Annotated in this window: 13 protein-coding genes; 2 read left to right on the top strand and 11 right to left on the bottom strand. The window is 40.8% G+C overall.

What is annotated here, in order from left to right:
• Positions 1-21 precede the first annotated feature (21 nt).
• Together EGN73_RS22625 and EGN73_RS20830 are read left to right on the top strand one after the other, a co-directional pair.
• Complete coding sequence (locus tag EGN73_RS22625; protein WP_246611689.1) at positions 22-393, top strand: hypothetical protein; 372 nt, start codon at positions 22-24, stop codon at positions 391-393.
• Entirely contained in the window at positions 380-724 is a 345-nt protein-coding gene (locus EGN73_RS20830) for a type II toxin-antitoxin system PemK/MazF family toxin (RefSeq protein ID WP_219293925.1), read from the top strand. Before EGN73_RS22625 ends, EGN73_RS20830 begins: the two co-directional genes overlap by 14 nt.
• A 496-nt stretch (positions 725-1,220) precedes the next feature.
• Here the strand turns inward: EGN73_RS20830 and EGN73_RS20825 are convergent, their stop codons facing one another.
• The 11 genes from EGN73_RS20825 to EGN73_RS20770 all read right to left on the bottom strand — a co-directional run bounded on the left by EGN73_RS20825 (position 1,221) and on the right by EGN73_RS20770 (position 13,800).
• On the bottom strand, positions 1,221-2,504 hold the full coding sequence (locus tag EGN73_RS20825; protein WP_219293923.1) for a M20/M25/M40 family metallo-hydrolase: 1,284 nt from the start codon (positions 2,502-2,504) through the stop codon (positions 1,221-1,223).
• 247 nt (positions 2,505-2,751) lie between these two features.
• Positions 2,752-3,543 carry a zinc-dependent peptidase gene (locus EGN73_RS20820; protein WP_219293921.1) on the bottom strand — a complete coding sequence of 264 codons (792 nt, stop codon included), beginning with the start codon at positions 3,541-3,543 and terminating at the stop codon, positions 2,752-2,754.
• A 309-nt stretch (positions 3,544-3,852) separates the two neighbouring features.
• Positions 3,853-5,418: a ribonuclease Y gene (gene rny, locus EGN73_RS20815; RefSeq protein WP_219293919.1), complete on the bottom strand. Its 1,566-nt coding sequence runs from the start codon at positions 5,416-5,418 to the stop codon at positions 3,853-3,855.
• A gap of 64 nt (positions 5,419-5,482) precedes the next feature.
• Positions 5,483-5,767, bottom strand: coding sequence for a cell division protein ZapA (locus EGN73_RS20810; protein WP_219293917.1), 285 nt, complete (start codon positions 5,765-5,767; stop codon positions 5,483-5,485).
• 1 nt (position 5,768) lies between these two features.
• A complete protein-coding gene (locus EGN73_RS20805; protein ID WP_219293915.1) occupies positions 5,769-6,053 on the bottom strand; it encodes a hypothetical protein in 285 nt (94 codons plus the stop codon).
• 2 nt (positions 6,054-6,055) lie between these two features.
• Complete coding sequence (gene pheT / locus EGN73_RS20800) at positions 6,056-8,467, bottom strand: phenylalanine--tRNA ligase subunit beta (protein ID WP_219293913.1); 2,412 nt, start codon at positions 8,465-8,467, stop codon at positions 6,056-6,058.
• Between the two features lie 289 nt (positions 8,468-8,756).
• The gene (locus tag EGN73_RS20795) at positions 8,757-9,404 is read right to left on the bottom strand and encodes a DUF1684 domain-containing protein (RefSeq protein WP_219293911.1); all 648 of its coding nucleotides are present in this window, start codon (positions 9,402-9,404) and stop codon (positions 8,757-8,759) included.
• Between the two features lie 47 nt (positions 9,405-9,451).
• Positions 9,452-10,150 carry a RadC family protein gene (gene radC / locus EGN73_RS20790; protein WP_219293909.1) on the bottom strand — a complete coding sequence of 233 codons (699 nt, stop codon included), beginning with the start codon at positions 10,148-10,150 and terminating at the stop codon, positions 9,452-9,454.
• Between the two features lie 128 nt (positions 10,151-10,278).
• Entirely contained in the window at positions 10,279-10,533 is a 255-nt protein-coding gene (gene rpsT, locus EGN73_RS20785) for a 30S ribosomal protein S20 (RefSeq protein WP_219293907.1), read from the bottom strand.
• A gap of 1,208 nt (positions 10,534-11,741) precedes the next feature.
• The gene (locus tag EGN73_RS20775) at positions 11,742-13,064 is read right to left on the bottom strand and encodes a pyridoxal phosphate-dependent aminotransferase (protein WP_219293905.1); all 1,323 of its coding nucleotides are present in this window, start codon (positions 13,062-13,064) and stop codon (positions 11,742-11,744) included.
• Positions 13,065-13,344: 280 nt separating this feature from the next.
• Entirely contained in the window at positions 13,345-13,800 is a 456-nt protein-coding gene (locus tag EGN73_RS20770; protein ID WP_219293903.1) for a hypothetical protein, read from the bottom strand.
• Positions 13,801-13,997: the final 197 nt, after the last annotated feature.

Here is a 13,997-nt window from a genome sequence, read left to right as displayed (position 1 = left end):
CCGTATTTCCTGATAAGCCTTATGTTTTATTGGAAAATTCGGATATCAGAAAGCAGAAGCCATAAGGTCTGGAAAATTTTAAAGCAAAATAAATTTATCCAATCCAAAATTATACAATTAGAAAAAAAGTATATACTTTTAGTATCTACTGAAATAAATATGAAAAACTTATCACTTAAATTGGATGATGATATATTCCAAGAAACCGAGGAACTTTTATCCAAATTAGAAAAGTCCAGAAACCGTTATGTCAATGAGGCATTGGCTTATTATAATAAAATACAAAAGCGAAAATATTTAGAAAAGGCCCTTGCTGCTGAATCAAAGCTCGTAAGTATGGAATCAATGGATGTTTTGTCTGAATTTGAGCAGATTGAAGATGGGGAAGGCTAAAAGGTTCGAAGTTTGGCTGGCAAATCTTGATCCAAGATTCGGAACAGAAGCGGGTAAAACCAGGCCTGTTTTGGTGGTCCAAACAGACCTTCTCAATAAAGTACATCCTTCCACTTTGGTTTGCCCGATTACTTCTAATGTACAGTCGAACAGTAAAATACTGCGTGTTCATCTTCAGAAAGGTATGGCTAATCTCGATAAATCATGTGATATTATGATTGATCAATTGCGGGCAATTGACAATAAAAGATTAATTAAAAAAATAGGTATTATACCTGCTAGTGAAGCAAAAAAAGTAAATGAAAACCTGTTGATTGTCCTTGATCTTTAAAGCAAATGAAATTTTTTGAAGTCTGAACTCCTTTGCATTTTTTGGGTATTAGTCTTATTATTATTTATGGAAAAATATGGAATTAGATTCCATATTTTTCCATCCATTTTTTTGATGAGACCGATCATTTCAATTTTACTTTCCCGATTACCGGATTTTCCTCTTTCTTTGAAGTACTTTTGTGCTCCATTAAATACCTAAATCAGCTCATTGATTCGGATTTTTAAAATGTAAGGATTTTCATATTTATTAAAATCTTATTAGCTTCCATAAAGGTGTGGATTGGAATTTTTTCAGAAATCTCAAATCAGTTTGTTATATTTTAAAACCTAATTCATCCGATATGGAAATTAAGTTTTAAACCAAAAAAGAAAGTAAGCAGGTAAATTTTCATGGATATCAGCGCCATTCTGCCGACGTAGATTTTTGGATAGATACATCAGAAGAGAACTTTTCTAAGCTAATCCTAGTGTTTACACGAATGGGGTATGATTTACTACATATACCCCGCCTGCATCAGTGTCAGTAGTAAGGCTTGTTGAATGCCCAAATACCCATCTTTGTTCATCCACCATTCATCCAGGGAATGCACTCCGCCTCCTTCTCCTCCTCTACCTATAGTCACTGCGGGTATTCCTTTGGAAAAAGCGATATTGGAATTGGTAGAACTGGAACTCAATCTGGGTTCTTTTCCAGTCAGATAGTTGGCAATGGCCATGGTCTGCTGGATCAATGGGGATTCGGGGCTGGCCAATCCGCTCGGCCTATCACCGACTTTTTCTATGTCCACAGTAAGTGGTTTTCCTCTTCGGATGATTTGGTTTTCCTTTTCTAAGCCTTCTTCCATAGATGCTAAAAAGAGCGTATTGATGCCCTGTAACTTTTCCTGACTTTCGGATCGCATATCCACCAACATCCATGATTCATAGGGGATGGAATTTACAGAAGTACCTCCACCCAACACAGAAATGCTGTAGGTTGTTTTTGGGCCATCTTTGGTAAAGTTATCCGCCTTGGGTATAAATGCCACCACAGCCTGTGATAAGGCGTTGTGGGGATTGCCAATGCCAAAGGCTCCATAAGAATGACCGCCACTTCCTTTGAAAGTCACCTTGTAGCGCAAAGAGCCTATACCCCCATTGACAATATCTTCCAGTCCACCACCGTCTATGGCGATATGTGCTGCCAAAGGATGGGCTCCTTCTCTGAAAAGGTGTTTGACACCATAAAGGTCGCCCAGACCCTCTTCTCCGACAGTACCGGCAAACCAGATGTCCTGTTCTGTTTTCAGGTTATTGGCAGTCATGGTTTTCAGAAGGGCTACGACCATAGCCACCGACCTGCTGGCATCACCGATTCCCGGTGCAAAAAGGGTATCGCCTTTTTGCTTAACCGTTACGTCTGTTTCAAAAGGAAAAACTGTGTCCAGATGCCCTTCCACCAATATGGTTTTTTCTCTTTTTGTACCCTTTCTCAGGCCAATGACATTGCCGACCTCATCTGTCCATACCGAATCCGCACCAGCCTCTTTGAGCATTTCGGCAAAAGCCTTCCCCTTTTCCTCCTCATGGTAAGAGGGAGCCGGGATTTCGGTCAAAGTGATCATATCTTGTATGGTCTGCTCATCGATTTCCTGGATATAGTCAAATGCCTTTTTGATCTCAGGTTTTTCGGTCAATGTAGAAACTTGCTCTTGGTATTGCGGCTTTATGGTCTGGGCAAATACAAGTGGATGGCAAAGCGATAGGGCGAATAGGATAAATACGGTCTTGATGTTCATTGGTAAAGAATGCTGTATAAGACGAAATAGATAAAAATTAATTTGCCTGGCAATACCGCTGGTCAATATCAATATGATTTTTGAAGCAGAAATTGGTTGGGGCTTACAATTGAAATCTCTTTTTTCTTTATTGAACTAACCGAATCCCACTTTGCAGCGGTTAGCTGATCTACCTCAATGATAATTTTTTCCATGATTTTAGAATTTTCCATTAATATACATAAAACCAATCGGACTTTGAATAAGTTTAACCCCGCTCGTTCCCCTTTCCGCTCAAAGTCAAAGGGTCCTGTTTCAATAGGTAGACCAAGCTTTTATACAGTGTGGGATTGTAGGATGAAAACTCTCTGGGCTTTTCAAAAAACACTTCCAAGGCCACTGCAAAAAACTCATGCATATTCTTCGCTGCGGATGCTCTGAAAAAATCCGAATCCCCATTAAGGATTTTTTTCTGCTGAAGACTTGCTTCCTTGGCATAAGTCTCCCAGCGATGTGGATTAAAAAAGTTGCTTTCCCGATTGTAATGGATTTGGTTTTCCAGCTTCATAGCATGTGCCATTTCATGTATGCCCAAATTGACACCGCTTTGGGAATGCATAAATCCTTCCACAAACTTTTCCCATGACAGCACTATCATCCCAAGTTTGGGATTGACTTCGCCATAGTGGTATTGTTGGTTGATGGTCGAATAATAGGAATCAGGATAAATAAGAATTTTGCGGAAATGACGGAGAAAAACACCCTTGAAACCGAAGGTAACCATAATGGCAGTTGCGCCTATGAGTAGTTTCATTTCCGGAGTCACCTTTTGTAAAGCACCTCTCGCCACAAATTCTTTTTCGGCGATAAACCATTCCAATCTGGAAATGAAGTCTTTCTTATGTTCCGCTCTCAGGTTTTTGTAATAGGGGAAAAGATTTTCCAGAATATTGACATCCTGCTTGCTGAGTTTCTGGATTTTGGACCGGACTTTCAGGTTCAAAATTGAAGTATAAAAAAACTCTCCAATGGAAAAGGACAGATGGTGGAGGAAGTGCATTTCAGGGATTTATAATGTAGTCTTTTTGAATCTCAAGCTGTTTTGTTATTTGGAAACGTTTTACCATAACCAATAAAAACAAAGGTGTAAAGATTCCTCTACACCTTTGTTTTCTTCACAGATTCAACTATTGGTAGCTATACCCGCAGAACCTTTTATGATAATGGGTTCTTACTTATCAAATCAAACCGGATATGATATACTCGATCAGAATATCCATTAATATCCAATATCAATGAATATCGATTTACGTATTCTTTATTGTTTAATTGATATGAAATCCATTGCGAATATGCCAATCATTTAAAATTACTTCGCATAATTCACCGCTCTCATCTCTCTGATCACAGTGATTTTGATCTGACCAGGATATTGCATCTCTTTTTCAATTTTCTGGGAAATATCATAAGAGAGTTTGCTTGCCGTCTGATCATCTACATTTTCAGCATCTACCAAGACCCTCAACTCACGGCCCGCCTGCATGGCAAAGCATTTGTTCACTCCATCAAATGCAAGAGCCAATTCTTCAAGCTCTTTCAGACGCTTGATGTAGCTGTCCATGATTTCCCTCCTTGCTCCAGGTCTTGAGCCCGAAATGGCATCAGAAGCCTGCACGATAGGGGATATCATAGAAGTCATCTCAATCTCGTCGTGGTGGGCACCTATGGCATTGCAAACTTCAGGATGCTCTTTGTACTTTTTGGCAAGCTCCATTCCAAGTATGGCGTGGGGAAGTTCTGCTTCTTCAGGCCATACCTTACCGATATCGTGTAGCAATCCTGCCCTTTTGGCCAGCTTGGCGTTCAATCCCATTTCAGCAGCCATGGTAGCGCAGAGTTTGGCCACTTCTCTTGAATGTTGTAGGAGGTTTTGTCCATAAGATGACCTGAACCGCATTCTTCCGACCATTCTGATCAGCTCAGGATGCAGCCCGTGTATGCCAAGATCTATACAGGTTCTTTCCCCGATTTCAACGATTTCTTCTTCAATATTTTTCTCGGTTTTAGCCACCACCTCTTCAATTCTCGCAGGGTGAATCCTGCCATCCTGTACGAGTCGGTGAAGTGATAGCCTGGCTACTTCTCTTCTTACCGGGTCAAAACCAGAAATGATGATGGCTTCAGGAGTATCGTCTACTATGATTTCTACTCCGGTAGCAGATTCCAGCGCGCGAATGTTACGGCCTTCTCTACCAATGATTTTACCTTTGATATCATCTGATTCAATATTGAATACGGACACACAATTTTCGATTGCATGCTCCGTAGCAGTTCTTTGGATAGTATCCAAGACGATTTTTTTGGCCTGCTTGGTAGCGGTAAGTTTGGCCTGATCGAGTATATCCTTGATCTGTGAAGAGGCTTTGGTGGTAGCTTCGTCTTTGAGCATTTCGACCAATTGGTCTCTGGCTTCTTCCCTTGTAAGAGCGGCAATTTTTTCCAGATCCGAAATGCGCTGATTGGTCACTTTGTCCAGTTCGTCCTTTTTGATCTGTACGGCATGAAGCTGAGCGTTCAGGTTTTCCTTTTTGCTATCCAGTTCTGCTTCTTTTCGTTTGATCTGCTCCAGTTCTTTGGAAAGCGACTGTTCTCTTTGTTTGAGTTTGTTTTCATTGGTGATGATGATGTTTTTCTTTTTGTTCACTTCATCTTCAAACTCAGACTTAAGCCTTAGGTATTTTTCCTTAGCTTCAAGGATACGGTCTTTTTTGGTAGCTTCAGCAGTGATTTCTGCTTCTCTGATAATACTTTTTGCTTTTTCTCTGGCTTCTTCTTCTATTTTTTTACCGTTGTTTTTCAGAAAAAGGCCGGCAATGACTGCACCCAGTCCCAGGCCTATTACGCCTGCAATTATTATGTATAATGATTCTCCCATAGGTATATGATGTATATAGTTTACCTACCGGGAAAAGCCCAAAAATCCTGAAATGAGAGTTTGGTTATAAAAGAGCGTTCAGTTGATCGTTGATTTTTTTGACAGTGGATTGGATCTGTTCGCTGTCTTCGGCATTGATCATATTTTGCTCCATGGACTCTACCATAGAGTCAAAAGCCACCATTGCCAGAAGGTCCTGTCTGTCATCCAAACCAAATTCTTCCCTATATCTCTTTATTTTATCATTGATCAATTTTCCTGCATGTCTGATTTTAGCTTCATCTTCAGCTTTCACTTTCATGGGATATTCCCGATCTCCGATTTTCAACCTGATAGAAAGTGTTTCCATATTATTCAGACAAGTAGGCGATTATATTATCGATTTCCTTTATATAATTATTGATTTTTTCTCTCAATTCGGCAGATTCCAAGTCTTCCACCGGTATGCTGTTTACAAGTTTAGCTATTTTAATTTGATTTTTAAAATCCTCCAGCGTACGCTCCTTGTCATCAAGCTTTTGTCGGAGGGTCTGCAATTCCTTGGAGAGGTTCAGGTTTTCCTCTTCCAGGTTGCGGATTTTTTTGCTCACCTGGGAGGTGAGTCTTTCCATACGCTGAAGTTCTTCGTGAATCATAGTTATTTTCTGATAAAGGCACCAACCTCTTTTTCAAAGGATTGGATCAGCCTGTTCATGGTTTTGTCAATGATTTTGTCGGTGAGTGTTTGTTCTTTGTCCTGAAGATAAAAACTTAATGCATAAGCTTTCTTTCCCGGCTCAATTTTTTCTCCTTGATAGACATCAAAGACACCGATTCTCTGCAATAGTTTTCCTCCTGATTTGAGTGCTACCTTTCTGATTTGGTCAAAGCTCACCTCTTTGTCGATCACAAGGGACAAATCTCTCCTGACTTCAGGGAATTTGGAAATTTCGCTGAATTTATTCAGACCCTTAGCTTTTTTTCCCAGCAGGTCCCAGCTGAGCTCTGCAAAAAATACTTCTTGTTTTACTTCAGCCTGCTTGCAGATTTTGGAGTTGAGCAGACCTATTGTGCCCAATACTTTGCTTCCTAGGTGGATTTTCAAACCATAGTCAAAAGGTGCCTCATGTATGATTTCCACCTCGGTATTTTCTATGCCCAGTTTGTCCAACACCACTTCCACTGTCGCATAAATGTCCGGAAAGGAGACTCCCTTTGATGGCGCCAGCCAGCTTTCACCGGCTTTGTCTCCGGTCAAAAACAGGGCTAGTTTTTTTTCTTCCCTGTATCCTTCTGCAGTTTTGAAATAGGCTGTCCCAAATTCAAACAGCTTTAGGTCTTTTTGCCTCCTGTTGATATTGTGTGCCAATACTTCCAGCCCAGAGAATAGTAGTGTCTGCCTCATCACACCAAGGTCTTCACTCAGTTTGTTGAGGATTTCCACATTTTCATCGGTACTCAGGTATCCTGACTTTTCTGCGTATTGTGGCTTGGTGAGGGAGTTGGTTATGATCTCGTAATACCCTGTGCCTGATAAGATTTCACTGAGTTTGTATTGCAGTTTGTTGAGATCCTTGGCAGGATGCTCGGCCAAGTAGTCTGCATTGAGGTTTTCAGAAAGCGCTACCTTATCAAATCCATGTATCCTAAGTATCTCTTCTATGACATCGGCTTCCCTTGTGACATCCACGCGGTAAGGTTTTACGGAAACAGTGATATTCTTCTCCGTTTCTCCGATGTAGCGGATGTCCAGATTCTCTAATGTTTTTCTGATTTCTTCTTTAGATATCTCCTTGCCGATCAGGCGGTGAATATTCGCATAGCTTACCTCTATTTCAAAGTCCTCAATTGGGTTGGGGTAATTATCAGAAATGTCTGAGCTTATTTCTCCTCCTGCAATTTCTTTGATCAACAATGCGGCGCGCTTCAGGGCATATAATGGCATGTTGGGGTCAGTTCCCCTTTCAAACCTGAAGGAAGCGTCTGTTTTGAGTCCATGAAATTGAGAGCCCTTTCTGATTATATCGGGTGAAAAATAGGCCGATTCCAGGAAAACGCTAGTGGTACTCTCAGAAACTCCTGATCCTTTTCCTCCAAAAATACCAGCTATACACAGCCCACCTTTTTCATCACAGATCATCAATTCTTCCCCGGAAAGCTTTCTTTCTTTGTCATCCAGAGTGGTGAAAGGAGTATCTTTTGGGAGTTTTTGGACAATGATCTTTTCTCCGCTGATTTTGTCTACGTCAAAGGCATGCAGGGGTTGGCCTAAGTCATGGAGAATGAAATTGGTAATATCCACTACATTATTGATCGGTTCCAGATCGAGTGCTTTGAGATAATTTTGTAACCAATCGGGGGAAGGCCCAACTTTTATGTTCGATATGGTCAATCCAGCATATCTTGGACAATCTTGAGCACTTTCGATTTCTACTCGAACAGTTCTGGACGTATTATCTATCTTGAAATCTTCTACTGAACGCAGGCAAACTTCTCTATTGAGCAGTGCCTTGAGGTCACGTGCAACACCTAAGTGAGAAGCCGCATCAGCCCTGTTTGGGGTTAGCCCGATTTCCAGAACATGGTCCTTTATGACCTCAAAATATTCGGATGCAGGGGTGCCATTGGGCAGATCAGTATCCAAAACCATGATGCCGTCATGACCTTCACCCAGACCGATTTCGTCTTCTGCACAGATCATTCCCTGGGATACTTCACCTCGAATTTTGGCTTTTTTGATTTCAAATGGTTCCCCTGAGGAAGGGTAAAGCGTTGCGCCTTCTTTGGCCACTACGACTTTTTGGCCTTGGGCCACATTGGGCGCTCCACAGACAATTGGTACTACCTGATCTCCAATGTCCACAGTGGTGATGCTGAGTTTGTCAGCGTTGGGGTGTTTTTGGCAAGTGATAACTTCTCCTATAACGATGCCATCCATGCCCCCTTTGACGGACTCAAAAAGTTCGATCCCCTCAACTTCCAGGCCACTGCCGGTAAGCAGCTGGGCGATTTCTTCAGGGTTTTGTTCTAATTGTATAAAATCTTTTAATCTATTGATTGATATTTTCATGGAATTACCTCAGTTCAGAATAAGGCACAAATTTAAGAGAATTGCCTTAGGTACGAAGACCAAGCCTGAAAAATTGCGATTTACAATTTACGAGGCTCTAATGTATATCACAACTATCTTCTATTTTTCTCACTTCCCGTATCTCTATTCTAAAAATTACGATTTACGATAGACGAAATACGTGGCTCTTTTGAATATCATACCTATCTTCTATTTGTCTCGCATCTCGCGTCTTGTTTCTAACCTCTCACCCTTCCTCCTTCATCCCTCATCCTTCCTCCTTCATCCTTCATCCTTCCTCCCTTATCCTTCCTCCCTCATCCTTCTTATAATCTTTCTCCCCGGCAAAGATGGGTATTTCCAGAACGTTTTCTCTTGGTGGCAAGGGGCATGCATAATCTGGATTGTAGGCACAGTATGGGTTGTATGCGAGATTGAAATCTATGGTAATGCTGTTTTTCCCATCCTGTCTCAGGTTGATGTAGCGTCCTCCTCCGTAGGTTTCTTCTCCGCTTGTGGCGTCAGCAAATGCTAAGAAGAAATTTCTCCGGTCCGGATCTTTTTGGGACTGAAGTAGCAGTAGCTTGATGCTTTCCCCTTTCAGTTCAAATTCGGCATAGCTATGCTGTAGGTATTTTTCCATTGAACCATCGGTCATGGGGAGTTCCACCATTTTCTTGTTTTCAAGGGGTACCATCCTGGCCCTGACTTTATAATCAGGATCTATGGGGAAGTAGATCAGTTTACCGAAATTCCGTTTTTGTTCATCTGTCAGTGGAGACTCGATGTTGAAGCGAATGAATTTATACTGCCTTTCCCTTTCTTTTTCTACGGTTTCGAGATAGGTTTCCGGGCTTTCCGTGCCTACTAAAGTATAGCCGATTGCCAAAAGGATGACACTCAGCACTCCAATGATTAAAATGGTATTCGTTTTCATGTATAGTATTTTCAGAATATGCCTGAGTGTATTTATAAGGCAGGCACTCAGATCAGTCCTTCATCTGCGAAGCTAAAATAGGCAAGATCTGTGAATATCACATGGTCAATGACCGGGATGTCCAGGTTTTTACCAGCTTCTTTCAGCCGATTGGTCAGACGTCTATCTTGCTCTGAAGGTTTCAGGTTTCCTGAGGGATGGTTGTGTATCAGGACGATGGAGTTTGCAAGGTTGTCCAGGGCATATTTGAAAATGATCTTTGGGTCTGCTACGGTTCCTGTGGTCCCCCCGGAGCTGATGAGCTGTTTTTTGATGACCTGATTGTTGCGGTTGAGAAGCAATACATAGAAATGTTCTATGGTTTCGTCCAAGAGGTCAGGTTTCATGATGTTCCAGACATCTGCAGAGGAGTTGATTTTGGGTTTATGGGTTTTTTCAGTGATCAGTTTGCGCCTACGTCCCAGTTCCAGTGCGGCCACGATAGTAATAGCTTTTGCTTCGCCAATGCCTTTGAATTTAGTAAGATCAGAAATACTGAGCCTGGCCAGTTCTGATAAATTGTAATTGACCTTGCTGAGGATGTGGCGTGAAAGGTCTACAGCGCTGAGCTGTTTTGTTCCTGAGCCTATAAGGATGGCAATGAGTTCTGAATCTGAAAGTGCAGATTTGCCTTTCAACAAAAGTTTTTCTCTGGGTCTGTCTTCCTCAGAAAGCAAGGAAATCTTGATCGAGGTATAATCTTCCATAGTTTTGACTAAAAGTGAAAAATCCATCTCCAAACCTTTGGAATGAAGATGTTTAAAAATACTAAGGGAGATACAATAAAAAAAGCCCCGATATATCTACCGGGGCTATTTAAACGGATAATTTCTTCTTATGCCATTGCATTGACGAATTTCGTCAATTTTGATTTCTTGTTGGCAGCATTGTTTTTGTGAATGATATTCTTTTTGGCAAGCTTATCAATCATGGAAGTAACTGTCTTCAACAATTCCTGCGCTTCAGTTTTATCAGTTACAGACTTCAATCTTTTGATGAAAGTTCTGGTAGTTTTGTGCTGATACCTGTTTCTCAAACGCTTGGCTTCGTTTGCACGGATTCTTTTAAGTGCCGATTTGTGATTTGCCATATCCTTTATTTAACTTAATTTCTTTGATTACACCCTTTACCTAAACGGAGTGCAAAGTTAACTGATAATTTTAGAAACGCAAAAGAAATTCTAAACTTAGCTTAAAATCAAATGCTTTGTCGGTATTTCCTGCAGATTTCAATTTCCAAGTTGACAAAGGTAGTATATTTTGTTTTATTTGGGATTAATGATTGATTATTTTTAAGTATGAGAAAACTTTTCCTTTTGAGCTTAGCAATTTTTGTTTTTGGAGCAGACCTATATGGTTGGGGTTTTTTTGCACACAGAAAAATCAACCGACAAGCGGTCTATCTATTGCCTCCTGAGATGATGGTTTTTTACAAAAAAAACATTGATTTCATAACCGAAAATGCTGTCAATCCAGATAGAAGGAGGTATGCGGTAAAAGGGGAGGCAGAGAAGCACTTTATCGATATAGACAGCTATGGGGATAGTGCGTTATACACCCTTCCGAGGTATTGGAACCAGGCTTTGGAGATTTATACAGAAGCTGAATTGAGAGAAAAGGGCATAGGGCCATGGAATGTCTATCATGTCAAACTTCAGCTTACCCAGGCTTTTTTGAGGAAAGATGCAAAGGCCATCCTGAGGCTATCTGCCGATTTAGGACATTATATCGGTGATATGCATGTACCCTTACATACTACCAAAAATTACAATGGCCAACTAACAGGGCAATATGGAGTGCATCCTTTTTGGGAAAGTAGGATTCCCGAGCTTTTGGCAGATGAGTATGACTTTTTTGTAGGAAAAGCAGAATACCATGACAAGCCGCAGCTGTCGGTATGGGAAGCCGTGAAAGGCGCCCACCTGGCATTGGATTCGGTGCTGAGGTTTGAAAAAATTCTTACTGAACGGTTTCCTCAGGATAAGAAATATACTTTTGATGAACGAGGCGGGCTTAATACCCAAATGTATTCAAGGGATTTTACTTTGGCCTACCACTCCATGCTTTCGGGACAGGTAGAACGGCAAATGAGGCGCTCTGTCAAAATGGTGGCGGACTTTTGGTATACGGCATGGATTGATGCAGGACAGCCTGATCTGTCAGGTGTGCTCTTGCCGGAAGATGAAATGCCGAAAGAAGACCTTGTGCCTGATAAGGAAATCAAAGTACGGGAACATGAAGGTTTGGCTTTTAATGATTTTTCTCTCTCACCAACCTTGCTGTCAAGTCTTGTTGTACCTTATGCCAATTCTTTTGCAGTAGAATTAAGGTATTGTCGGATGGCATCTCCCAGACGTAAAAATGTCTGTCGGAAAACCTCTTCATTTTCTTCCAATAAGGTTACCCTAAAGCCCCTTAAGTCTGAACAAAAAGAACTGATGGGTACCACGCAAATCTGATGTGCAGCCAATAGGTGGTAGACAAATCGCTTGTCCAAAGGCATGTCCTTTTCTTCCAGCCATCTGTCTAGAAGTTGCTGGATTTTTGGATCTTTTATGGGGAGAAACTGGGCTTTGTTCAGGTATGATTCATCGAATACGATGGTATTGTAAAATGCTCCTTGAGTGGGGTTGAATTTGATTCCCGGTATGTCACCCAGGATCTCTTTCATAATTCTACTCCTTTTTCCAATTCGTTCATTTTGTTCCACTCTATAAGCTTTGTATTCAGGATGGCTCATGATTTTGGGGATTGAAAGCTGTGGAAGGATTGTCGAACAGACTTCAATCATTTTTGCGTTTTCCAGTGTCTGACAGAGCTTAGCAAATTCCTGTGAGGCATTTCTATTGTAAAACTCCATCCATCCGCACCTTGATCCTGGCCAAGGAAATTCTTTGGAGATTCCCTTCAGTGATATGGCGGGAAGGTCTCCGATGACTTCTGCCAAAGCAGTGGCTTCTATACCGTTGTAGGTGATGTTTTGATAGATTTCATCAGCTATCAATAAGAGGTTGAATTCTTTTGCTATCCGCACAAAACTTTCCAGGACCTCCTTTGGATAGACCATCCCGGTAGGGTTGTCCGGATTGATGATCAAAATCCCCACAATACTGGGATTGTATTTGACTTTGTTGTAAAGGTCTTCCATGTCGGGCAGCCATTGATTTTCCGGATCCAGCATGTATGTGATAGGAGCGGTATTGGCATGAGCTGCTTCGGCTGAGCTGTGTGTGCTGTAGGCAGGTGAAGGGCCTATAATTCTAGCGGTGGGGATCAAAAACTGATAGAGTTTGGCTATAGCATCTCCCAGGCCATTGAAAAACAGTATATCATCAGCACTGATTTGAGTGCCTTTTTTTTCATTATTGAGCTTGGCAAGGAACTGACGTGTTTCCAAAACTCCTTTGGAATCCGCATACCCGTAGGTTTTGTCATCCTGCACGAGGTCAGACACGATGGCTTTCATCCAGGAAGGGACGGTATTGTTTTTTTGAATGGGATCGCCTATGTTTTCCCAGGTGATGGAATATCCCAATGCTTCTATTTCCCGGGCTTTTTTGACAATACCACGGATCTCGTAGGAAAGCTCCTCTGCTCCTGGTCGTAAAAGTAGGTTTCTCATGCGTTTACCTGTATTTCTTTGGCAAAGAAACAAAAAACAAGAAGAATTATTGAAGAAAATTTAATAAGATCTCTGAATTTTTGAAGATTAGAGATCTTAAGGAAAAATGTTTGAATTAGCTTCAGATCAGTAATTAGAATTATAAGCATTACGGAATGATACCAGTAGCATAATTACCAGTAGCTCCTTCAGTTATTTCGATAATAATAAAATCCAAATGTTAAAATTGTAAATTGATGTTATAGGCAAACTAGCTTAAAATCATATTTCATTATTTATACTATTTAAAATCCAGTCTGTACCGGATGCCTAAACTGCCTCTAAAATTGACGCGGTAGTCATAAGTATTGGGCATAGCTTCAATTAAAAACGTAAAGTTTCTATCTGATGGAAAGGGTTTAAGGGTAAGTCCGACAGGAAGCCCAAAGTGGGCAACTGCACGATTGTCATGTTCTGATACCCCGACCATCGCTCCGAGATGAAAGTTTAAATTTTCTTTTTGGATCAAATTTCTATAGAATATGCCCTCAGCAGTGAGGTCGAAATTTGATCTGTTTCCGGAAGTTAACCTTAGTTCACCAAAATGTTTTTTTTCAAAATTACTTCCAATGGCAATAAAATTAACATCTCCACTATTGTATATACCAAAGTAGATTGGATACCATTTTTCCTGAGCAAAAGCTGAATTGCTCAGGGCTATGAAAGCAAGAAGCAGGAAGAAAATACGAATTTTCATAACTTAATTTTTCTTTAAAATTATAGAAATACCACCTAAATCTATAAAGGTAAAATGTTAAACTTCTTTAAGTGAGAGAGGATTAGCTGAAAATGTTTTGATCTTTCAAAAAAGAAATACCCCCGCTGATTCCGCAGGGGTGTTTGTACTTCATTTATAAAGAGGAACTTTAGTTACTTTTAAGGATAATTTCCGGT

It is taken from the genome of Arthrospiribacter ruber, from assembly GCF_019343195.1.
GTDB classification, from domain to species: Bacteria; Bacteroidota; Bacteroidia; order Cytophagales; family Cyclobacteriaceae; genus Arthrospiribacter; species Arthrospiribacter ruber.
This window is presented reverse-complemented; position numbering and strand designations above follow the sequence as displayed.